The organism is Paenibacillus bouchesdurhonensis (assembly GCF_900155685.1).
GTDB lineage: Bacteria > Bacillota > Bacilli > Paenibacillales > Paenibacillaceae > Fontibacillus > Fontibacillus bouchesdurhonensis.
Genome location: NZ_LT732547.1, coordinates 845,536 through 866,833 on the forward strand (window position 1 = coordinate 845,536; position 21,298 = coordinate 866,833).

The following is a 21,298-nucleotide window of genomic DNA, read 5'->3' on the forward strand; positions in this document are numbered from 1 at the left end:
AGTGTCAAGCGGCACAAGGGTTTGATGGATTGGTTGACAACGGTCGACCACAAGAAAATAGGCATACTGTATTTGGTTGCAGGCGGCTTCTTCTTTGGCATAGGCGGAATTGAAGCACTCTTGATTCGCGTCCAGCTATGGAAGCCAATGAATACGTTTGTGAATGCTCAGCAGTTTAATGAGCTGATCACGATGCACGGAACGACAATGATTTTCCTCGGGGTCATGCCGATCATTTTCGCGATAATGAATGCGGTTATACCGCTGCAAATCGGAGCTCGCGACGTAGCATTCCCATTCCTGAACTCACTGGGCTTTTGGACGTTTTTGTTCGGGGGATTGCTGCTTAACCTCAGCTGGTTTATGGGAGGCGCTCCGGACGGAGGCTGGACAGCCTACGCGCCATTGTCCTCGACGACTTATAGTACGACGCACGGGGTTGACTTCTATACGATCGGTCTGCAGATTGCCGGTCTCGGTACGCTCATCGGGGGAATTAACTTCCTGGCTACCATTATTACGATGCGCGCGCCAGGCATGTCCTTCATGCGCATGCCGATGTTTACCTGGACGACTTTTGTTACATCAGCCATGATTTTGTTTGCTTTCCCGGCTATCACGGTTGGCCTGGTACTTCTCAGCTTCGATCGGATTTTGGGAGCTAACTTCTTTAACGTAGCAGGCGGGGGTAACCCGGTTCTGTGGCAACATATATTTTGGATCTTCGGGCACCCTGAAGTTTATATCCTGATCTTGCCGGCATTCGGAATTATTTCCGAGGTCGTGAGTACTTTCTCGCGGAAGCGCTTGTTCGGATATAGCTCCATGGTATTCGCGACCATCCTGATTGCCTTCCTCGGCTTCATGGTTTGGGCGCACCATATGTTTACGACAGGTATGGGGCCGGTGGCCAACGCATTGTTCGCAATTGCGACGATGCTGATCGCCGTTCCGACCGGGATTAAGATTTTTAACTGGCTATTCACCATGTGGGGCGGACAAATTACGTTCAACACCGCAAATTTGTTCGCAGTTGGATTCATCCCTACTTTCGTTATGGGCGGGGTAACCGGGGTTATGCTCGGTTCTGCGCCAGCGGACTATCAGTTCCACGATACTTATTTTGTTGTAGCGCATTTCCACTATGTTATCGTAGGGGGACTTGTTCTAGGATTGTTCTCCGGTCTGCATTACTGGTGGCCGAAGATGTTTGGTCGAGTATTGAACGAAACGCTTGGAAAGATCGAGTTCTGGACGTTTATTATCGGTTTCCACCTGACATTCTTCCTGCAGCATTTCCTTGGCTTGATCGGAATGCAGCGCCGCGTATATACATATCTGCCGAACCAGGGCTTTGATATGATGAACGTACTCAGTACGATTGGCGCATTCTTAATGGGTGTAGGGGTTATTGTATTCTTGATTAATATTTTCATTACAGCAAGAAAGCCTGTTGGTGTAGAGAACGATCCATGGGAAGATGGCCGTACATTGGAATGGGCAATTCCGTCTCCGCCGCCAGAGTATAACTTCAAGCAGCTTCCGCTTGTGCGTGGACTTGACGCCTACTGGAAGGAGAAGATGGCTGGACATAAGGAAATGACGCCAGCTGAACCGGTAGGGCCGATTCATATGCCTTCGCCGACAATTATTCCGTTTATCATGTCTGTTGGTTTGTTCATTGCCGGTCTTGGCTTCATGTTCACAACAGATGATTTTGGAAACAGCTTCCTTAACTTTATGTTTAATAACTACATCGTCGTTATTATCGGTTTGGGTATTACATTTGGCTCCATGATTGTTCATTCCTTGAATGACGATCCGGGCTGGCATATTGAGCCAGAAGAACAAGATGGGAAGGGGGTAGAAGCATGACCACTCTTCAAGCAGAGCAGGCTACAGATAAGCTACCCCATGAACCGGAGAAGGCAACACTGGAAGGCCGTAATAAAATTATGGGCTTCTGGCTCTTCCTTGCAGGGGAAGCGGTTCTGTTTGGTACTTTGTTTGCAACTTTCTTAACGCTTCGTAATCAAGTGGCTGATGGGCCGTCAGCCTCCGAGCTGTTCAGCTTGCCGATCACGGCTGTAGCTACATTAATCCTCTTGGTAAGTAGCTTGACGAGCGTGTTTGCTATTCAGGCCATGCACAGGGCGGATAAGAAGTCGCTGTTAACTTGGCTGACGGTTACGGTAGTGTTAGGTTTCGGCTTCTTATGTTTAGAAATCTATGAGTTCTATGAGTATGTTGTTCATTATGGATACGGCATGACAACGAGTGCTTTCAGTTCGTCGTTCTACACGCTCGTTGGATTCCATGGTGCACACGTTATTTTCGGAATTTGCTGGATATCACTTCTGATCTTCCAAGTCGCGAAAAAGGGACTGACGGTAGTGACTGCGCCAAAGGTGTATGTCTCCGCCATGTACTGGCACTTTGTCGACGTTGTATGGGTGTTTGTTTTCACAGTAGTTTACCTGCTTGGAAAGGTGGTAGGCTAAACGATGGTAGATCAACATAACGATAACGGTTCAGTCGTGAAGCATCGACACCGGCATGAGGGGCCGCAGAAGCATGTTGTCGCTTTTATATTCTCTATCGTTCTGACTGCGATTGCATTTGCTACTGTAGCAGCCGGAGGCGTGAACACTGCTTTCACGGTTATGCTGCTGCTCGCTATGGCGGTTCTCCAAGTGCTCGTGCAACTGGGCTATTGGATGCATTTGAAGGATAAGGGTCATATGATCCCGATTATATTCATGGCTGGAGGATTTTTTGTCGCCGGGCTATGTATCATTGCGGCACTTTACTGGATGTGGTGGTAAAATAAAAGAGGCGGGCTTGCCTATAAGCCCCCTCTTTTGTATATTATGGGGTCAGTTCACAATTTGGACAGATTTCAAAAGCGGCGGAGGGAGTTTTCAAATTGCTGGGATTACAATATTTTAGCTTTAGCGATGTTTGGAGTCCCGTACTATTGTCATTCATGCTGTTAATTACAGCCGGTTATTTTTTACTCGTTGGTCCGCTAAGCGAGAGGTTTCCTCAAAGTGAACCGACGGCTGTTGGCCGAAAAATCATGTTCGTTACGGGAATGTTTTTTTTGCACTTGGCTCAGGGTGGACCCGTCAATTTGCTGGGCCATACGATGTTCAGCTTCCATATGCTGAGTATGGCTTTGTCTTATATTGTTGCTCCGCCGCTTATCATGTTGGGGATACCGCCATGGATTTGGCGCTCTATCGTAAATTACTTGGAACGAACTCCGGTAAAGAAGCTGAAGTTTATGGTTCATCCCGTCGTTTCTGCGGTCTTATTTAACGGATTGTTCTCAATCTACCATCTACCTGTGGTTCATGATTATGTTATGCTTAATTTTGGAGTTCACCGCCTATATTATTTGGCCTTGTTCATCGCGGCGGTATTCATGTGGTGGACGTTTGTCAGCCCGGTACCTGAGCGCGCGACGCCTCAGGGCCTCAAGAAACTCGGTTTCATTTATTTGAATATGGTGCTGCTGACGCCAGCCTGCGGCCTGATCATCTTTGCCAGCGAGCCGCTTTACGCGACGTACAGCGATCCGAACGTATGGGCGAAAGCGATGGGCTATTGCGTGCCGGGTGGAGATCCGGCAGCTCTGTTGAGCCAATTTGGCGGCCCTGAATTTTTTGGATTCCTGGAGACTCAAGTTGATCAGCAGGTAGGCGGCATATTGATGAAATTTATACAGGAGATCATTTTCGCGTCGATGCTGGCTTATGTATTCTTTCAGTGGTATCGGCAAGAGAATAAAGAGGATGAGGAGGATGAGCTCATCGCAGATGTGCCACCACAAGAACTCAATCAGGCGTAAAATGATCAGAAGATCGAACGGCCTCTATAAGACAATTGTTGAAGCAGGAGGATGGAAATGGACATATTCACCCTATTCCCCACACTAAGCACTACATTTATCGTCATCAGTGCAATTTTGGTGGCTATTGGCTGGGGACAGATCATTAAGGGCAAGAGAGAAGCCCACAAGAAAACGATGATCGCAGCAGCGATTGCCGCAATTATCTTCTTTATTATCTATACGTCACGCACTGCGTTTATCGGAAACACCGCCTGGGGTGGACCGGAGGATCTTAAAGTATATTACCAGACGTTCCTTATTTTCCATATTATTTTGGCGACGGTCGCAGCTGTCTTTGGTATAACGACTTTGACGCTAGGCTTCAAAGAAAAGTATGCGAAGCATCGTAAATGGGGAAAAGTGACGTCGATCATCTGGTTCTTTACAGCGATTACGGGCGTAGCTGTATATGTGCTGTTATACGTGCTTTACCCAGGTGGTCATACCAAGCCGGTATGGGATATTCTATTAGGCACGTAAAGCAAATGTAAGGCCTCTATCATTGAGCGAAGCCGCTCTGGATAGGGCCTTTTTTTTGTTCCCTAAAAAAGGTTGACGCTTAAAAAACAGCCGTGTATACTGTGTATAAGGATATATACAGTAAGCACACATATAACCACTATATTCTCAGAACATAAAGAGTTGCACAGTACATTATCGACGAAGGAAGGTTGGACGGGTTGAATAACACCTGGAAAGACGGATGGATCTTATTCAAGAGAGATTTAAGACAGGATCGGCTGTACTTAATATGGAACGTGATCTTTATGATTTATACAGCTATCGCGATTAGCATGTTCGCCAGCCCCTCAAGCAGGGCTGGATGGCTAATAAATCCAATCGGTGATTTCATGATGTTAGTAATGATTCCATTTACAGGCTTCTACTTCTCTAAACGATCATTCAATTATATTAAGGAAGATTCGTATACGCGCATGCTCCATTACTACCGGACGCTTCCGATTCCGGCGATTACGGTGATAAAAGGGCGAGTCATTCAATTGCTTTCGGCTTTGTTGTTAAATGGCGTATTTTTTTATCCGGTATTTTACTTGGTTACGGGACTCTCGGATGGGCCGATTACGCATATCGGTGGACTGCTCGCTTTCGCCTTGACCTGGACGGGGTACGGATTGCTCATTAATGGTGTATACATTTTTTTAGAACTTTTGAATCGAGGGCAGAAGTATTTCTGGATAAGTATAGTGGGGATGGCTTCGATGTCCATATTAACATTTCTAATTTATGGGCTAGGCGGGAACATACTCGTATTCACTCTAGAGCAGTCTGGGCGATATTCATTATTATCACCTCTCATGTGGGGCTCGTTGATCATCGGCGGGGTGGGCCTTGCTGTATGTTGCAAAATAACCTTAAGCAAGCTGGGGAAGAGAGACTTGATATGATCCTAGACATAAATTCATTGCGCAAAACCCGGAGGTGAAAGAGAAAGGTGTGGATTCCCATTCAGATCAATGAGAATAGCGCAGAACCCTTATATTTTCAAATAGAGACACAGTTGCGTTCTTTAATTGTCAGCGGACAGATTGAGGAAGGGACACTGCTTCCTTCTATCCGGGAATTTGCAAGCAGCTTAAAATGCAGTGTAATTACGGTTCGCAGGGTATATCAGGATTTGGAGAATGAGGGGCTGCTGCTTACAAAGCAAGGAACCGGTACTTTCGTAGCCCGGGTTGGACAAAGCGAGAGGAGTGAATACCGCAGGATGGTCGTGCAGGAAGCCGTAGAAGCCGCAGTCGATGCGGGCTTATCCGTTCAATATAGCGAGGAAGAGCTGAAGGAGCTTTTTCTGAAAATCATAAAAGACAAATACCGATCAGAGGCTGGGGAGGAGAGATAGAGATGACAGAATCATTAGCGCTGGAGATAAAGAATGTCATAAAAAAACGTCGACGGAGAACCGTTGGTCCGATCAATCTCCAAATCCCTCAAGGGTTTATCGTTGCGCTAGTCGGCTCTAACGGCTCAGGCAAAAGTACAATACTCCATTTGATGACACAGAGCCTTATACCGGATGAGGGAGAAATAAAGTGGTTTGGGGAAGAGGGAGTCGGAGAGCTGCCGCTGGAGATCAAAAGTAAAATAGCTTATGTGGCGGAGAATCCATTGGTTGAGGAAAACTTTCAGACAGCAGAGCAGGCCGCTAGCTTTCGGGCTCACTGGTATCCGACCTGGGATCAGAAGCGATTTGACCGCTTGATGACTCGATTCGATGTACCTAGGAAAGAACGGCTAAATCGAATGTCCAAAGGGGAACGCCGCAAATTCGAGGTTGCTGCCGCCCTTGCTACGAATCCTAAGCTGCTCATTCTCGATGAGCTGTCATCTGGGCTTGACCCCTTTGCTTGGAAGGACATGATCGATGAGCTTCAGGAATGCATGAACGGCGAGGATGTAACCATTATTATGGCAACTCATATCGTTGAGGAAGTAAAACGGCTCGCCGACTACATCGTATTGGTACACCGTGGTGAAGTGCTGGGAATGGTGGAGAAGGATTTGCTTTATGGAAGCTGCTATGAGGTTTGGGTACGCGGCACTCTGGCCGAGCTGATGACGAGAACTGACATTATCCAGCACGAGGAAGAGGAATCGTCCATTCATAAATTGATTGTACGGGATGAAGGTATTATTACAGATTTGCAGCAGTCCAAAGAGCTTCAAGTATTGCGAAGCCGGGCTCTAGAATTGGAAGAGATTCTCGAATTATGGATTCAGGGGCATCCCCCGAAACATTAATTTAAAATGTAGAAAAGGAGTGGAATGATGGCTAAACCATTAGTATTGGAGCAGGTAACGAAGCAGTTTGGAGATAAAACGGCAGTGAACCGAATTTCCCTTCAGGTGGACGAAGGAGAAATTTACGGTCTGCTGGGGGGCAACGGGGCCGGCAAAACAACGACGATGCGTATGGTGCTCGGCCTGATTTATCCCGACGAGGGGCAGATTCTGTATCACGGACAAAGGTACAGCAGCGGAATGCAGCATAGCATGGGCTATTTGCCTGAAGAACGGGGATTATATCCCAAAGTGAAGGTTAGCGACCAAATTATTTATTTGGCCCGTCTGAAGGGGATGTCCGCCAAGGAGGCAGATAAGAGTCTGCGTTACTGGCTTGAGCGTTTCGAGGTGCCGGATTATTACAATAAGAAAATTGAAGAACTGTCCAAAGGGAATCAGCAAAAAATGGGCTTTATTGCGGCTGTCGTGCACAGACCGAAAATATTGATCCTGGATGAGGCCTTTAGCGGACTAGATCCAGTTAATGTTGAACTGCTCAAAGCTACGGTCAAGGAGCTGCGGGACGAAGGAACGAGCATTCTGTTCTCCACTCACCGCATGGAGCATGTGGAGGAGTTGTGCAGCAATATTACGCTTCTTCAGCGTTCAAATACGGTGCTGCAAGGAAGTATACGTGAGATTAAGAAGCGGTATCCGCGTGAAGAGGTTCTGCTTCATACGACCGGGGCAGTTTCCGACTTGGAGGCTATTCCTGGAGTAGAGCGTGTGGAACGCCGTGAGCGTGGATATTCCATCCGGATTTCCAATGTTTCGGCAGCGCAGGATATTTTGCGGCAAGCCATGAGCGAAAGCACGGTAGAGCATTTTGAAATCAAAGAACCGACATTGAACCAAATCTTCATTAAAGAGGTAGGTGAGTCTCATGAATAAGCTGCTGCCGATTATAAATTTTACATTTTTCAATAAGGTCAAAACGAAATCATTCGTAGTTACTACCCTTATTTTCGCTGTGCTATTATCTATCGGTATTCATGTGCCGTACCTAATACAACTGTTCTCCGGTAATGACAGTAATAGCTCGCAAATCGGCCTTGTCTATGGCAACCAGGCTGAAATTGCGGAGTCCTTGGAGGCATTCATCGACCAACAGCCGGACGCTAAAATCTCTATCATCAAATACGAGCAGGCTAATGAACAGGCTTTGAAAAATGATTTTGAGAGCGGAATTATCAAAGGTTATCTAGAGTTCGGTGAACCTGTCGGCTCCCAATTTCCGAAGGTCATTTACACCTCTAAGAAGGACAGCATGGATTGGACGCTCCAGTCGCTGCTCCAGCCTGCCTTGGAAAACGTCAAAATGCTGTATGTGACGCAAGGAAGCTCTTTAACGGATGAGCAAATTGCAGCGATTAGCGCGCCTGTTGTCATTGAAGAACAGAAGGCTGAAAAGGCTGCTGCGAGTGGCAGCGCTGCAGCAGCAGAGGATAGCGCAAAACCTGCAGCTATCAACTATGTGATTGTATATGCACTCATCATTCTATTCTTCATGACGAATATGATGACGGGCAACATGATCGCCGCTGAGGTAACGTCAGAGAAAAGCTCGCGAATCATGGAAATTTTAGTGACGAGCGTATCGCCGCTGGCGCAAATGTTCGGTAAAATTCTAGGCATGTTCCTGATCGGAATGCTGCAAATCGTAATTTTTATCGCAGTGGTCGCCGCTAACCTGGCGTTGCCGTATAATCAGGCATCCTTGACAAGCTTCAATTTGGATTTATCGCAAATCAATTTGCAAATTCTTATCGTCGGGCTTGTCTTCTACATTTTGGGTTACTTCCTATATGCCACTTTATATGCGGCAGTCGGCTCTATCGTCAGCCGGACAGAGGATCTGGGCCAGGCGGTCATGCCGATTACAATGTTATCTTTAGCAGCGTTCTATGTGGCCATGTTTAGCTTGTCAACGCCGAACTCCCTGCTGCTTAAAGTATGCTCCTACATTCCATTTGTATCCCCGGTGACGATTCTGCTTCGCTTTGGCATAGGGGATGCAAACTATCCGGAAATTGGTTTGTCCTTGCTGGTTCTGCTTGCGGCCATTTTCTTCTTTAGCTGGCTTGCGGCCAAAATTTATCGTACCGGTGTTCTGCTGTATGGCAAGCGCCCTACGCTGAAAGAGCTTCGTAAAGCTATGAGGGCATACAAGATTTAGTTCAAAGGATAGTGAATATAACTTTTAAGAAAGTTTAAAACAAAGGAGATATGAACAATATGAAAAATTGGAGACGATCGTTTTTATCGCTCTTGATATCTGTAGGTTTACTCTCAGCCGTAGCTCCGGCTATGGCTGCCCCGCAGCAAGCTGCAGTCAAAATCAATAACCAGAGCATTGAATTTGCAATGAATGCGCCTATTGTCGATCAGGGAACAACGATGGTGCCGCTAGAAACCACACTTCAGGCGATGAATGTTCAACTTGGCGATGTGCAGGATGATACTATTCATGTCGTTATTGACGGCAAGGAGAGCACGCTGAGCAGCAAGACCCAAATGATTAACGGTGTGACATATGCTCCTATTCGGATCGTTGGGGAAGCCGCAGGCTACGCTGTTCATTGGGATCAGCAGTCCCGCACCGTGTTCCTCATCTCCAAAGCAACGGGAGAGGCTGCTCGCGGCTTCATGTGGGAGGTCAAGAATAACGAAAATACCGTGTATCTGATAGGTTCGATGCATTTTGCGGACGACAGTTTCTATCCACTGCGTTCGGAGTTCGAGGAGGCTTTTGCTGACGCCGATTATCTGGGAGTGGAAATCGATCTTAGTAAAGCTGCTGATGAGGCTAATCAGAAGCTGACCATGGATTTGGGAACGTATCAAGACGGCACGACGCTAAAGGATCATGTGTCCGAGGATACGTATGCGAAGCTTGGGGAAATTCTGCAGCAAAACGGGATGGAGTCAAACGCCTTTGATGTCTTTAAGCCTTGGGTTGTAGAGATGACCATGACTAGTCTAAAAACAATGGATGCAGGATATGAAGCTGCTGCAGGTATCGATCTGTATTTCACCCAGAAAGCCATGGAGCGTAAACTGCCGGTCATCGAGCTGGAATCCTATGAGTCCCAGTTGAGCATGTTCAACGATTTCTCCAAGGAACTGCAGGAGAAGAACCTGAGCGCTGTATTAGATAATTTTGATGTGCTGGGTGAGGAAATGGATCAGATGGGGGAGATTTGGAAAACAGGCAATGACGAGCAGCTGCTGGAGCTGACGAACAGCTTTTCCGAAGATGAGGAATACAACAAAGCGATGCTGATCGACCGCAACATGCTCATGGCTGACAAAATCGATGGATACTTGAAAAACGGTAAAAACGAAGAGTATTTCATCGTGGTGGGCGCGGCTCACTACTTAGGGGAGCACGGGATCATCAAGCTGCTTGAGGATAAAGGATACACTATCGTTCGCAAATAATCGTTATATAATTATATAATCTCTACAATAGCCCTTTCGCTTCGGAGGTTGAAGCTGAAAGGGCTTGCTTCATTTATAAAAAAGGCTAAAAGACAACTGTAAAAAAGTGGGGAAAATATAATTTAGCTAAAATATTTCAAGAAAATATATACCAATTATTATAATTTATGTTAATATAAAACTGTTCATATTTGTAAGCGCTTAATAATTTGAAGAGGAGGATGACGATGTTAAAGAAATGGTTTTCTCTGCTCGTAATTTTTACTTTGGTGTTATCAATGACTCCAATGACAGAAAGGACAAATGCAGCATCGGTTACCAACCATGGACTCTACAAAATTATTAATCGGCATAGTGGGCAGGCTTTAGAGGTGTACAATTGGGCGCATGAAAACGGAGCGAATGTATCGCAATGGCAGGATCTCGGCGGTGATAATCAGTTGTGGCGCTTTGTCAGTGTCGGCGGCGGCTATTATCAAATCATCAATGCGAATAGTGGAAGGGCGCTTGAAGTGTATGAATGGTCAACAGCAGACGGCGGCAATATTGTACAATACCAGAATATGAATAACGCAAACCAGCATTGGCTGTTAGAAGACAGCGGCGGCTACGTCCAGCTCAAGAATCGGCATAGCGGTAAAGTCGCGGAAGTTTATACCTATTCGAAGGAGCTTGGTGCAAATATTAATCAATGGACAGACCTTGAGGGAGCGAATCAGCAGTGGACGCTTGTGAAGATATCTCCGAGCAGCACAACCGTCAATTCGACGATCATCGTTAAATCAGGCGAAGTCTTCGATGGCAAGGGCAGAACATATATTGCCGGCTCTGCGCTAGGGGATGGAAGCCAAAGTGAGAGCCAGAAGCCGGTCTTCCGTTTGGAAGACGGCGCGACGCTTAAAAATGTTGTCCTAGGCTCGCCTGCTGCTGATGGGATTCATACCTACGGCAATGTTTATCTGGCCAACATTGTATGGCTGGATATTGGCGAGGACGCATTAACGATTAAGCAATCGGGGACAGTGACTCTAAATGGCGGCGCGGCTTACGACGGCAGCGATAAGGTGTTTCAAATTAATGCGGCAAGCACTTTTAATGTATATAATTTTGTCGCAAATAACGCAGGGAAATTCATCCGCCAAAATGGAGGGACGACGTTCACTGTAAATGTGTTCATCGACAGCTGTAATATTTCGAATATGAAGGAAGCCATCTTCCGCACCGACAGCAGCTCAAGCAAGGTTACAATGACGAATACCTTATACTCCAAAGTGGGGCAGAAATGGTACGGCGTCAATCATGTGACTGAGTTGAATAATACGGAATATTAATCACATCTTCCCTTTAGCGATAGAGGGGGATGTGATGCCCGGAATGAGAATAGTATTGTGAATAGAGACGATAATCTTGCCAAGCTTACTATGGTAAGTTATAGTGGGAATAACTGAATATGGGGTGCGGGTGCTGGATGAAGTCCGGCTGAGATTGGAACCTGATGTTCCTGACCGTTAATCTGATCCAGGTAATGCTGGCGTAGAGAACATATCGAATTGAAGCCATTCGTGTATTCTCGGATGGCTTTTTTTGCGTGGTATGAGCCGGCAAATACAAAACGGAGGTAGAGTTAGCAGATGAGAGATTTTCGTTTGTACGCTATTACCGATGAAAGAAGCCATCCCGGTAGAGACCTTGCCGAAGTCATGGAGGAAGCCATTCTTGGGGGCGCCGATATCGTGCAGCTCCGAGACAAGCACAACGACCGCGCTGCAGTACTGGAGAGGGCAAAGATGCTTCGCAAATTGACCCGCAAGTATAATGTCCCTTTTATCGTTAATGATTATATCGACATTGCGTTGGAAGTGGACGCCGATGGGATTCATTTAGGCCAAGGAGATACGCCGCTTTCCGTCGCCAGAAAGCTCGTAGGCCGGAAAATTATCGGGATTTCCACGCATGCGATCGAAGAGGCGCTGCTAGCCGAACAGCAGGGAGCGGACTATATCGGCGTTGGCCCGGTATACCCGACAGCGACGAAGGCGGATGCGGCGCCAGTAACGCTCTCCTACGTCCGAGAGGCTGCTGCAAAAATTCGTATACCCTTTGTGGCGATTGGCGGAATCAAGTTGCATAATGCAGAAGAAGTTATTGCTGCCGGAGCGAAGCGGATATGTGCTGTTACCGAAATCGTAGGCAGTCCGGATGTTAGAGGGATATGCGAAGCTTTTATTCGCAAACTGGAACAAGGAGGAGCTATTCATGGAGTATCGTGAGTCTGTTGACCTGAAGGTGAATGGGGTTCTTCATACTTTGGAGGCAGGAACTATTCAAGATGTGATCGCCTATTTCGGATTGACGGGCAAGCCGGTAATCGTGGAAGCTGATGGAATGATCCTGACGCCGGAGCAATGGGTTCACACACGTACGGCCACGGGAATGGTCATTGAACTAGTTCATTTTGTAGGAGGGGGTTAAACGGATGCAAAACGATGCATTACGTATCGGCAATCTATTACTATCCTCGCGCTTTTTTATAGGTACGGGGTTATTTCCAAATCCATTCGTCCAGCAGGAAGCCATTAAAGCTTCGGGGGCCGAAGTGCTTACTTTCGCGATTCGGAGAATCAATTTGGATGCCGTAGAGGATGACTCTATCCTGCAGCATTTACAAAATGAAACCTATCAATATTTACCGAATACATCCGGTGCAAGAACGGCAGAGGAGGCGATTCGCATCGCTCGTCTCGCAAGAGCCTCCGGCCTTAGCGACTGGATTAAGGTCGAAATTAGTGTGAATGCAAGAACGCTTCTGCCTGATCCGATCGAAACCCTAAAGGCAACGGAGGCGCTTGTCAAGGAGGGATTCACCGTCCTTCCCTACATTTCTGACGACCCCGTCATTTGCCGCCGTCTTGAAGAGGCGGGAGCCGCCGCGATTATGCCGGGAGCCGCACCGATTGGCACGGGATTAGGTATTTTAAACCCCTATAATCTTGGTCTCATCGTAGAGGAAGCGGGAGTGCCTGTCATCGTTGATGCGGGACTTGGGACGGCCAGCGATGTAACGAAGGCTATGGAGCTCGGTGTAGACGGGGTGCTCATGAATACGCCGGTAGCCAAGGCGAAGGATCCCGTGATGATGGCTGCAGCGATGAGGCATGCGATTGAAGCCGGGCGGCTTGCTTATCTATCCGGGCGAATTGTCCGGAAGAAATACGCTTCCGCCAGCAGCGGCTTGGAAGAATTTATTTTGAAATGATTCAATGAGGCTATGAATACGGGAGCGATAGCATGAACCAAAATGTAGTTATTATGGGGGGCGGCATCATCGGCTTATCCTGCGCCTTTGAATTGCAAAAGCGCGGACATAGGGTAACTCTGCTGGAGATCGGCAGTTGCGGGGGGCAAGCCTCTGGGGCAGCCGCGGGCATGCTTGCTCCTTTCTCGGAAAATCTGGAGGAGCCAGACCCATATTTCCATTTGTGTCTGGATAGTTTGCGGCTGTATCCAACGTGGCAAGCGGAAGTTAGACAAATTTCTGGACAATCCTTTGAATATAGCCAATCCGGCAGTCTCTATGCGGTTTATCATGAGGCGGACATACTTGCTCTGGAGGGGCGGCTGATGTGGCAGAGGGAATACGGTTCTACAGGCGGTATTGTTGAGGGGGATGCGCTTAGGCGCATTGAGCCTCACCTATCGAACGAAGTAAAGGCAGCGTTATATACTCCAGAGGAGAGCCATATATACGCACCGCATTATGTACAGGCTCTAGAGCAGGCCTGCCGGAATTTAGGCGTACGTATTATTGAGCATTTGGAGAGCGTCCAGATTATCGATGGGCACCAAGGACAGCGCGGAGAGTTGCAGGAGGAAATTACTGTGAAGTCTAAAGATGGGCGTAAATTTCCAGCCGAGCGCTTAGTTATCTGTTCTGGTGCTTGGGCTCAGGAACTATCAGAGACATTGAATATCAACTTACCGATTTATCCCATTCGCGGGCAAATATGCGCTTATCGCACTGCTCAGCATACGGTCAAGGGTATGGTGTTCAACAACCAGGGGTATGTAGTAGCTAAGGATAACGGCACCGTCGTATGCGGGGCATCCGAGGATATTGCCGGATTTGATACCTCGGTAACGGAAAAAGGCATAGAACGGCTGCGGAAATGGAACAAGCGGCTATTTCCTTTTCTGGAGAGAAAAGTCCCATTTCATAGATGGGCAGGATTACGCCCATCCACGCAGGATGGCCGTCCGCTGCTGGGGGCGCTCGAAGCTGCTGAACAGATCGTTTTTGCGGCGGGACATTATCGTAACGGGATTTTGCTTAGTCCGATGACGGCCAAAATTGTTGCCGATACCATCGAACGCTTCGATTTGCCAAGCTATTATTCGGCATTCGCGCCGGAAAGATTCAATCACATAATGATGCGGTAACTCGTAGCAATAAAGCATACCGTTCATATTAACCTCTTCTTGCGGGCGCATCGCCTCGTTCGTAGGAAGAGGTTTTTCGCTTTTGGAAATCTTTGCTACTCGGGATTTTTAATATTCATTGTTGACAACGACAACATTCTGACTTATGATTTATACCCATAGGGGTATACGTATTATGTATTATTGCTGTGCCGGCTTGGAAAGATAGGAATGATTAAGAAACGGAGGAATCGAAATGTCCGCACCCACTGACCTTCAAGTAGATAAAAGACTGGACTGCAAAGGACTTTCGTGTCCTTTGCCCATAGTTAGAACCAAGAAAGCAATGGATGAAATGAATCCCGGCCAAGTGATCGAGGTTCAAGCTACAGATCGAGGTTCGCTGGCTGATATTCAAGGTTGGGCGAAAAATACAGGCCATCAATATTTGGGAACGATTGAAGAGAAGCAAGTGCTAAAGCATTATCTTCGCAAATCAAGACCAGAAGAAGTAAAGAATGAACAGAAATACTCCTATATTGCTTCCAACGAAGAATTACAAACCAGAATCGCAGACCAAGACGCTATAACGATTCTTGATGTTCGTGAGCCGGCAGAATATGCCTTCGGACGCATTCCCGGAGCTCAATCCATTCCACTGGGGGAACTAGAGCAGCGAATGGGCGAATTGAATCCAGACAAGGAAATATATGTGGTATGCCGTACCGGCAGCCGCAGCGATCTGGCTTGTCAGCTGCTTGCCGACAAAGGGTTCAAGCAGGTGAAGAATGTGACACCGGGGATGGCTGCCTGGAATGGGCCTGTTGAACCGGCGCTGGAGAAGTGAGAGCAAATCATTTTATTTAAAATCAAAAATAACAAATTCATGGAGGTATTATGATGTCAACAAGAGTAGCAATTATTGCAAGCAACGGCGGTTTATTCGACGCATACAAGGTGTTCAATATCGCCACTGCCTCAGCGGCAACGGAGGCTGAAGTAGCCATCTTCTTCACATTTGAAGGCTTGAACATGATTCATAAGCAAGGGCACCAACAATTGCCGCTTCCGGCCGGAAAAGAACATTTTGCAGAAGGCTTCAAGAACGCGAATGTTCCTTCTATTCCGGAATTGGTTAGCATGGCACAGGAACTGGGTGTGAAACTGATTGCCTGCCAGATGACGATGGACGTCATGAATCTTTCAAAAGAGGATTTCGTGGACGGCATTGAAGTTGGCGGAGCTGTGACATTCCTTGATTTTGCGAAGGATGCTAACGTATCGTTGTCGTTCTAAGCAAGATTATAAATTTAAAACAAATTATTGAGGGGGATAACTCGAATGTCTGTAACAACTTCACCATTACAAGCGATGTCGGCCGCCGAGTTGACCCGGCGGGTTCTGAACAAGGAGCCTTTATTCATTCTCGATGTCCGCAACGGCAGCGATGCAGCGGATTGGCAGATTGAAGGAGAGAGCATTGAACTGGTTAATATCCCTTATTTCGATTTGTTGGAGGGGGTAGATGCTGCGCTGGAGCAAATGCCAGTTGGCAAGGATATTCTCGTCGTATGCGCCAAGGAAGGTTCCTCTAAATTCATTGCTGAGCAGCTTGCCGAAGCAGGGAGGAGCCGTGTCTATTATTTGGAAGGCGGCATGAAAGCATGGAGCGAGCATTTGGAGCCTGTTCTCATTGGTCAGCTGCACGATGGCGGTTCATTATTTCAATTCGTACGAATCGGTAAAGGATGTCTGTCCTATATGGTCATTTCGCAAGGTGAAGCGGCGGTAATAGATGCGGTAAGAATGACGGATGTATTCAAGGATTTTGCCGCGGATAAAGGGGCAACAATCAAGCACACGCTCGATACGCACCTTCATGCCGACCATATATCCGGAGGGCGCAAGCTTGCTGAGCAAGCGGGAGCGACATATTGGCTTCCTCCGAAGGATGCGGAAGAAGTCACCTTCGATTATGCGAAGCTGGAAGAAGGAAAAGTCATCACCGTTGGGAATAGCAAGATTGAAATTCAGCCGGTATATTCCCCAGGCCATACGATCGGCAGCACTTCTTTTATTATTGATAACCGTTATTTGCTGACCGGCGATATTCTGTTTGTCGAATCCATCGGTCGTCCCGATTTGGCCGGAAAAGCAGAGGACTGGGTTGAAGACCTGCATACGACCTTGTACAGCCGATATAAAGACCTGTCGGAAGAATTAATAGTACTTCCTGCGCATTTTGGAAAAGTAACTGAGCTAGGAACAGGCGGGGAAGTTTCCGCACGGCTGGGGGATCTTTTCAAGAATAATCCTGGCCTGCAAATTACCGCCGAAACTGATTTTAGAAGGATGGTCAGCGATAATTTACCGCAGCATCCGAACTCCTATCAGGAAATTCGCCAAACGAATATGGGCAAAATACAACCTGATGACGAGCAGCAACGAGAGATGGAGATCGGACCAAACCGCTGTGCTGTGCATGATAAATAATTCATTGATTATAGGAGGAAATGAACAAGTGGAAAGCCATAAAAAAGTCGATACAACTGGATTAATGTGCCCGATGCCCATTGTGAAGGCAAAGAAGGCGTTAGACGAACTGCAGCCTGGCGAAATTATGGAGGTCGTCTCCACGGATAAAGGCTCTCTGAATGATTTTCAAGCATGGGTCAAACAGACGAATCATGAACTGCTTGAGCACTCAGAGCAAGACGGTGTCTACACTTTTCTAGTGAAGAAAAATTAAAAATTAAATAAGCGAACACGGGCTGAACCGCTGTTCGCTTATTTCAAATCATAGATGATACGCACGCCGAGGCTTGCATAGGTCTCCTCCTTGTAATGGCCTTGGGGACAGGATTTCAATACGTGCAGATTGTTGCGCTGAGCTTGCATAGGCTCTTTGCATTGTGGGCAGCAATCGATAAACAAGGTGCGAAACGCATTTAGCATAAATGATCACCCATTTCTTATAAGTTTACTTGGTATTGATTATAGCTTTATATTTTCGATTCGTACAGATATAAAAGTTGGAATAATACCAGTTTGCGTAAAAACGGTGGAGAAGGAGGGAGCCATGGATATTCTGTTAATTATCGTCATGTTGGTGCTCGGATTGGTCGGTTCCTTCTTTTCGGGACTGCTGGGAATCGGCGGAGCGATCGTATCTTTTCCCTTATTGCTCTTCGTCCCATCTGCACTTGGTGTAGCTCATTTCACCGGGCAGGAAGTCTCATCGATTAGCATGTTCCAAGTGTTCTTTGCCTCACTTGCCGGTGTAATGGCCTATCTCAAAAATGGCAAGAATCAACCGGCTGTGATTCATAAGAAGCTTGTTGTATACATGGGCTCCGGGATTTTGTTCGGCAGCCTTGCCGGAGGCCTTGTTTCCGGGTACCTTGACGGTAATGTCATTAACATTATTTATGGGGTTTTGGCCATTATCGCGGTTGTCCTGATGCTTATTCCGAGTAAAGCCAAAGAGGATGGGCTGGCGGGTCAGGAAATCACCTTTAATCGAACCTTTGCCGTTGTCATCTCGTTTTTGGTTGGTATCGTATCGGGGATCGTCGGTGCTGGAGGCGCATTTATTCTTATTCCTGTAATGCTTACGGTCTTGAAAATCCCCACTCGAATTACGATTGCAACTTCTTTGGCCATTGTGTTCATCTCCGCGATCGGCGGAGTAGCCGGTAAATTAACTACAGCGGATATCCCTTGGGAAGCGACGCTGTTCACAGTAATCGGCAGCCTGATCGGAGCACCGCTCGGCTCATGGCTAAGCGCGAAAATGAATGTTAAATATTTGCGTTATGCCCTTATTATTCTGATCGCTTTGACCGCTGTTAAGGTTTGGATGTCGATATTATAAATAAACGGAATAAGCCTATTATTTCATTTCATGAACGTTTTATGGGGTAAAGGTCATAGTGGAGCTGCATTCGAAGATTGCGTCAGTCCATATTTTTTTATAATATACCCTTAGGAGTATAGGTTAAGTGAAGTGAAATGAAATGGAGTGATTTCAAGTGGAATACAATTATAACGATGATTTAAAAAGACGTTTAAGAAGGATAGAAGGACAAGTCCGGGGAGTTCTCCGCTTAATGGATGAAGGTAAATCCTGCAAGGAAGTGGTAAGCCAATTGTCGGCTGTCCGCAATGCTTCCGACCGGGCTATTGCCCAGATCGTCGCTGAGAATTTGCAGCAGTGCATTCTGGAGGAACAGTCTGCAGGCGGAGATACCAGTAAAGTCGTAAAGGAAGCGATCGAGCTGCTGGTCAAGAGCCGCTAAACTGGACATCGCTAGGAAAACAGATCATTGATAAGGGAGAGAGTTAATAATGGCAGGAAAAGTAGACAAAGAAATTACACCGCAAATGCTATCTGAACGTCTTAAAAAAGGCGAACAGGTCAAGATGCTGGACGTCCGTGAGCCGGACGAATGGGCAGAAGGGCATGTGCGCGGAGCTAAGCATATTCCGCTTGGACAAGTCTTGGAGAGATTGAATGAATTGAATGCCGATGAGGAACTGATCGTTATATGCCGCAGCGGCAACCGTAGCGGCCTAGCCTGTGAACTGCTGCAGGAAAAAGGCTTCAATGTTGTAAATATGACAGGCGGACTGTTGGCCTGGGAAGACGAATTGGTCTAACTGGAGGAAAGGAATCATGTGGCTCATTGTTCTAATATTAGCGGGCATAGGATATTTGTCGATCCGCAATTTTCTGCCTGTCAAAGGGCTAGCCTATGTCGATGCGAGCATTTTGAACGACACCTCAGAGCTGCCGGAAGAGACGAAGATGCTCGATGTCCGGGACGAGGTGTTCTATCGGGAGTGCCATGTACAAGGGGCGATTAATATTTCCATTGGACGTCTTCCTTTTGTATGGAGAAATGAACTGTCCCCGAGTGAGCCCGTTCTCATTCTCTCTGACAGCAAAATCAAGAGCAAAAGAGCGGCGCGCCTACTAAAAAGCCGTGGTTTCCGGCAAATTTACGCCGTACGTGGACAATATTGCGCGTAATAAGCAATGAAAGTGTGGTTAACTATCATGGAGACAAGTACACTTATTAATATATTATTTATATTATTGATTGTTTGGTTTGCATATACTCGCCTGCGGCCAGCACCTGGCCTGAGATCACTGCGGGAGGAGCAGTTCAGAAATGAGCTGCAGAACTCCGACCAGGTACTGATCGATGTCCGGGAAATCGGCGAGTATAAGAGAGGGCATATTCCTGGAGCGAAGAATATACCATTATCACAGCTGCAAGGCCGGCTTAGCGAGATTCCGCAAGACAAGGATTTGCTGCTCTACTGCCAGAGCGGAATGCGCAGCAAGAATGCGGCACGAATCCTCAGCAAGAACGGCTACGGCAAATTAGCTCACCTTACAGGCGGAATCAGCGCTTGGAGAGGCAAAATTACAAAGTAAAATTAGGCATAGTAAAAAATAAAATAAAAATACGAAAAACGAAAAGGATTGTGCAATACGGCCCCAAAAAGAAAGCCAGTCGGAAAAACGCCATGTTTGGGACTGACCCCATAATGTGAGACAGGGGCAGTCCCTTTTTCCGTCCAGCTTTTTATGAACATCTGTTCTTTGAAGGAAAGCAGCGAGACGTATACCTGTTACTTTCAGTAGATTGTGGGCTAGTGCCCAAACGCGCAACCCCAACGCGCAACCCCAACGCGCAACCCCAACCCCACTCCCCCCTTTGTCCAGGCCCCGTAAGGAAAATCGACGGAACGACCGAATACCTTAATGTGACTCAATACACCCTCCACCCCCACTTTAAACCGGGCATAGACCGCGCGCCGATTTTGCGACATCATCAGCTGATCTTACCGTTATGGACAAGCAGCTTTCCTTTCAAGATCGATACCCCTGGAAAAGTATGTTTGTACGGTATGGCTGAAGAGTATGGCTAACAGTAGGTAGGCGGAAACGGTGGGACATGTGTGAAGACTTCTGAGGGCATTTACACCAATTGAGCTTGTGGCGCATATTCGCGTGACCGATCGTTAGCTCGCAATCTACTGCATGGCTTAGTGAAGAAGGGATGAAGCAAATTAGAGAAGAAATACGGTGCGTAGAGTAAGGAGGAGGATGCAAAGGACATAAGAAGCACGGAGCGAAGGGTAAGGAAGAGGAGGAGGATGCAAAGAACATAAGCAGCACGAGTGGAGGGTAAGGAGGGGAGGGTGCAAAGTACATAAGAAGCACGAGTGTAGAGTAAGGAGGAGGATGTAAAGAACATAAGAAGCACGAATGGAGGGTAAGGAGGGGAGGGTGCAAAGTACATAAGAAGCACGAGTGTAGAGTAAGGAGAGGAGCAGCCTAACGGACCTGAGCGACGTTATTTAACCCAATATGGCCATTTTGGAAAACTAACGGATGTACAAGCCGCTATTGACTACAATTCGCGGAGTATTGTCACCGAAATAGGCAAATAACGGCACTGAGATCCGTTAGAAGTACATCATTGCCAAAATCAGTGATATAAGGCCACTGGCATCCGTTACTGCGACCTAAGTCAAAGACGGATGTCTCATTCTTAGTTAGTTCCGGTTCAATACTATCGAAGTAAATTAATAAAACATGCTTACAGGTTGAATAAGATGCCTTCTTGCGGCCCCCTGCTGCCTGCACGCTGAGTGCCACCGCCTTTTTGCGGTTCCCCACCACGGCCAGGCCCCTCCCCGCGGCCCCGCGGCCTCGCAGCCCTGGCACCG

The 21,298-nt window shown here is 47.2% G+C and carries 26 protein-coding genes; 25 read left to right on the top strand and 1 reads right to left on the bottom strand.

The window, feature by feature from the left end:
- Positions 1-24: 24 nt before the first annotated feature.
- From ctaD to CZ379_RS03560, 25 genes are all read left to right on the top strand, one after another.
- Positions 25-1,875 (top strand): cytochrome c oxidase subunit I, encoded by a 1,851-nt coding sequence (ctaD, locus tag CZ379_RS03440; RefSeq protein ID WP_199925462.1) that lies wholly within the window; start codon positions 25-27, stop codon positions 1,873-1,875.
- On the top strand, positions 1,872-2,501 hold the full coding sequence (locus tag CZ379_RS03445) for a cytochrome c oxidase subunit 3 (protein WP_110930327.1): 630 nt from the start codon (positions 1,872-1,874) through the stop codon (positions 2,499-2,501). Before ctaD ends, CZ379_RS03445 begins: the two co-directional genes overlap by 4 nt.
- A gap of 3 nt (positions 2,502-2,504) precedes the next feature.
- Entirely contained in the window at positions 2,505-2,825 is a 321-nt protein-coding gene (locus CZ379_RS03450; RefSeq protein WP_110930328.1) for a cytochrome C oxidase subunit IV family protein, read from the top strand.
- A gap of 101 nt (positions 2,826-2,926) precedes the next feature.
- The gene (gene ctaG / locus CZ379_RS03455) at positions 2,927-3,853 is read left to right on the top strand and encodes a cytochrome c oxidase assembly factor CtaG (protein WP_110930329.1); all 927 of its coding nucleotides are present in this window, start codon (positions 2,927-2,929) and stop codon (positions 3,851-3,853) included.
- A gap of 57 nt (positions 3,854-3,910) precedes the next feature.
- Entirely contained in the window at positions 3,911-4,375 is a 465-nt protein-coding gene (locus tag CZ379_RS03460) for a DUF420 domain-containing protein (RefSeq protein ID WP_110930330.1), read from the top strand.
- A 200-nt stretch (positions 4,376-4,575) separates the two neighbouring features.
- The gene (locus tag CZ379_RS03465) at positions 4,576-5,301 is read left to right on the top strand and encodes a hypothetical protein (protein WP_110930331.1); all 726 of its coding nucleotides are present in this window, start codon (positions 4,576-4,578) and stop codon (positions 5,299-5,301) included.
- Positions 5,302-5,348: 47 nt separating this feature from the next.
- On the top strand, positions 5,349-5,756 hold the full coding sequence (locus tag CZ379_RS03470; protein ID WP_110930332.1) for a GntR family transcriptional regulator: 408 nt from the start codon (positions 5,349-5,351) through the stop codon (positions 5,754-5,756).
- Positions 5,757-5,758: 2 nt separating this feature from the next.
- Positions 5,759-6,655: an ABC transporter ATP-binding protein gene (locus CZ379_RS03475; protein WP_110930333.1), complete on the top strand. Its 897-nt coding sequence runs from the start codon at positions 5,759-5,761 to the stop codon at positions 6,653-6,655.
- 27 nt (positions 6,656-6,682) lie between these two features.
- Positions 6,683-7,588: an ABC transporter ATP-binding protein gene (locus CZ379_RS03480; RefSeq protein ID WP_110930334.1), complete on the top strand. Its 906-nt coding sequence runs from the start codon at positions 6,683-6,685 to the stop codon at positions 7,586-7,588.
- Positions 7,581-8,873: an ABC transporter permease gene (locus CZ379_RS03485; RefSeq protein ID WP_110930335.1), complete on the top strand. Its 1,293-nt coding sequence runs from the start codon at positions 7,581-7,583 to the stop codon at positions 8,871-8,873. The genes CZ379_RS03480 and CZ379_RS03485 overlap by 8 nt, the downstream gene beginning before the upstream one ends.
- A gap of 59 nt (positions 8,874-8,932) precedes the next feature.
- Positions 8,933-10,138 carry a TraB/GumN family protein gene (locus CZ379_RS03490; RefSeq protein ID WP_110930336.1) on the top strand — a complete coding sequence of 402 codons (1,206 nt, stop codon included), beginning with the start codon at positions 8,933-8,935 and terminating at the stop codon, positions 10,136-10,138.
- 287 nt (positions 10,139-10,425) lie between these two features.
- Complete coding sequence (locus CZ379_RS26910; protein WP_110930479.1) at positions 10,426-11,469, top strand: pectate lyase; 1,044 nt, start codon at positions 10,426-10,428, stop codon at positions 11,467-11,469.
- 300 nt (positions 11,470-11,769) lie between these two features.
- A complete protein-coding gene (thiE, locus tag CZ379_RS03500; protein WP_110930337.1) occupies positions 11,770-12,408 on the top strand; it encodes a thiamine phosphate synthase in 639 nt (212 codons plus the stop codon).
- Entirely contained in the window at positions 12,395-12,610 is a 216-nt protein-coding gene (gene thiS / locus CZ379_RS03505) for a sulfur carrier protein ThiS (RefSeq protein ID WP_110930338.1), read from the top strand. Before thiE ends, thiS begins: the two co-directional genes overlap by 14 nt.
- Before the next feature lie 4 nt (positions 12,611-12,614).
- Complete coding sequence (locus CZ379_RS03510; RefSeq protein ID WP_110930339.1) at positions 12,615-13,394, top strand: thiazole synthase; 780 nt, start codon at positions 12,615-12,617, stop codon at positions 13,392-13,394.
- A gap of 32 nt (positions 13,395-13,426) precedes the next feature.
- A complete protein-coding gene (gene thiO, locus CZ379_RS03515) occupies positions 13,427-14,575 on the top strand; it encodes a glycine oxidase ThiO (protein ID WP_110930340.1) in 1,149 nt (382 codons plus the stop codon).
- Between the two features lie 235 nt (positions 14,576-14,810).
- Positions 14,811-15,401 carry a sulfurtransferase TusA family protein gene (locus CZ379_RS03520; protein WP_110930341.1) on the top strand — a complete coding sequence of 197 codons (591 nt, stop codon included), beginning with the start codon at positions 14,811-14,813 and terminating at the stop codon, positions 15,399-15,401.
- Between the two features lie 53 nt (positions 15,402-15,454).
- A complete protein-coding gene (locus tag CZ379_RS03525) occupies positions 15,455-15,850 on the top strand; it encodes a DsrE/DsrF/DrsH-like family protein (RefSeq protein ID WP_110930342.1) in 396 nt (131 codons plus the stop codon).
- A gap of 45 nt (positions 15,851-15,895) precedes the next feature.
- Positions 15,896-17,047 carry an MBL fold metallo-hydrolase gene (locus tag CZ379_RS03530; RefSeq protein ID WP_110930343.1) on the top strand — a complete coding sequence of 384 codons (1,152 nt, stop codon included), beginning with the start codon at positions 15,896-15,898 and terminating at the stop codon, positions 17,045-17,047.
- A gap of 28 nt (positions 17,048-17,075) precedes the next feature.
- The gene (locus CZ379_RS03535) at positions 17,076-17,303 is read left to right on the top strand and encodes a sulfurtransferase TusA family protein (RefSeq protein ID WP_267890464.1); all 228 of its coding nucleotides are present in this window, start codon (positions 17,076-17,078) and stop codon (positions 17,301-17,303) included.
- Positions 17,304-17,633: 330 nt separating this feature from the next.
- A complete protein-coding gene (locus CZ379_RS03540; RefSeq protein ID WP_110930345.1) occupies positions 17,634-18,428 on the top strand; it encodes a sulfite exporter TauE/SafE family protein in 795 nt (264 codons plus the stop codon).
- Positions 18,429-18,585: 157 nt separating this feature from the next.
- Positions 18,586-18,852: a metal-sensitive transcriptional regulator gene (locus CZ379_RS03545; RefSeq protein ID WP_110930346.1), complete on the top strand. Its 267-nt coding sequence runs from the start codon at positions 18,586-18,588 to the stop codon at positions 18,850-18,852.
- 49 nt (positions 18,853-18,901) lie between these two features.
- Entirely contained in the window at positions 18,902-19,213 is a 312-nt protein-coding gene (locus CZ379_RS03550) for a rhodanese-like domain-containing protein (protein WP_110930347.1), read from the top strand.
- A gap of 16 nt (positions 19,214-19,229) precedes the next feature.
- Positions 19,230-19,586, top strand: a complete 357-nt coding sequence (locus tag CZ379_RS03555; protein WP_110930348.1) for a rhodanese-like domain-containing protein — start codon at positions 19,230-19,232, stop codon at positions 19,584-19,586.
- 27 nt (positions 19,587-19,613) lie between these two features.
- Positions 19,614-19,997, top strand: a complete 384-nt coding sequence (locus tag CZ379_RS03560; protein WP_110930349.1) for a rhodanese-like domain-containing protein — start codon at positions 19,614-19,616, stop codon at positions 19,995-19,997.
- A gap of 1,002 nt (positions 19,998-20,999) precedes the next feature.
- On the opposite strand, the gene CZ379_RS03565 is transcribed toward CZ379_RS03560, so the two are convergent.
- Positions 21,000-21,298 (bottom strand): hypothetical protein (locus CZ379_RS03565; RefSeq protein ID WP_234404794.1); only part of this gene is annotated, 299 nt, incomplete at its 5' end.

Coding starts and splice junctions, on each gene's coding strand:
- CZ379_RS03560 (WP_110930349.1), top strand. CDS start 19,614: ATGGAGACAAGTACACTTATTAATATATTATTTATATTATTGATTGTT.
- CZ379_RS03490 (WP_110930336.1), top strand. CDS start 8,933: ATGAAAAATTGGAGACGATCGTTTTTATCGCTCTTGATATCTGTAGGT.
- CZ379_RS03555 (WP_110930348.1), top strand. CDS start 19,230: ATGTGGCTCATTGTTCTAATATTAGCGGGCATAGGATATTTGTCGATC.
- CZ379_RS03540 (WP_110930345.1), top strand. CDS start 17,634: ATGGATATTCTGTTAATTATCGTCATGTTGGTGCTCGGATTGGTCGGT.
- CZ379_RS03520 (WP_110930341.1), top strand. CDS start 14,811: ATGTCCGCACCCACTGACCTTCAAGTAGATAAAAGACTGGACTGCAAA.
- ctaD (WP_199925462.1), top strand. CDS start 25: ATGGATTGGTTGACAACGGTCGACCACAAGAAAATAGGCATACTGTAT.
- CZ379_RS03450 (WP_110930328.1), top strand. CDS start 2,505: ATGGTAGATCAACATAACGATAACGGTTCAGTCGTGAAGCATCGACAC.
- CZ379_RS03550 (WP_110930347.1), top strand. CDS start 18,902: ATGGCAGGAAAAGTAGACAAAGAAATTACACCGCAAATGCTATCTGAA.
- CZ379_RS03485 (WP_110930335.1), top strand. CDS start 7,581: ATGAATAAGCTGCTGCCGATTATAAATTTTACATTTTTCAATAAGGTC.
- CZ379_RS03445 (WP_110930327.1), top strand. CDS start 1,872: ATGACCACTCTTCAAGCAGAGCAGGCTACAGATAAGCTACCCCATGAA.
- CZ379_RS26910 (WP_110930479.1), top strand. CDS start 10,426: ATGACAGAAAGGACAAATGCAGCATCGGTTACCAACCATGGACTCTAC.
- thiO (WP_110930340.1), top strand. CDS start 13,427: ATGAACCAAAATGTAGTTATTATGGGGGGCGGCATCATCGGCTTATCC.
- CZ379_RS03460 (WP_110930330.1), top strand. CDS start 3,911: ATGGACATATTCACCCTATTCCCCACACTAAGCACTACATTTATCGTC.
- CZ379_RS03475 (WP_110930333.1), top strand. CDS start 5,759: ATGACAGAATCATTAGCGCTGGAGATAAAGAATGTCATAAAAAAACGT.
- thiS (WP_110930338.1), top strand. CDS start 12,395: ATGGAGTATCGTGAGTCTGTTGACCTGAAGGTGAATGGGGTTCTTCAT.
- CZ379_RS03480 (WP_110930334.1), top strand. CDS start 6,683: ATGGCTAAACCATTAGTATTGGAGCAGGTAACGAAGCAGTTTGGAGAT.
- CZ379_RS03530 (WP_110930343.1), top strand. CDS start 15,896: ATGTCTGTAACAACTTCACCATTACAAGCGATGTCGGCCGCCGAGTTG.
- thiE (WP_110930337.1), top strand. CDS start 11,770: ATGAGAGATTTTCGTTTGTACGCTATTACCGATGAAAGAAGCCATCCC.
- CZ379_RS03525 (WP_110930342.1), top strand. CDS start 15,455: ATGTCAACAAGAGTAGCAATTATTGCAAGCAACGGCGGTTTATTCGAC.
- CZ379_RS03510 (WP_110930339.1), top strand. CDS start 12,615: ATGCAAAACGATGCATTACGTATCGGCAATCTATTACTATCCTCGCGC.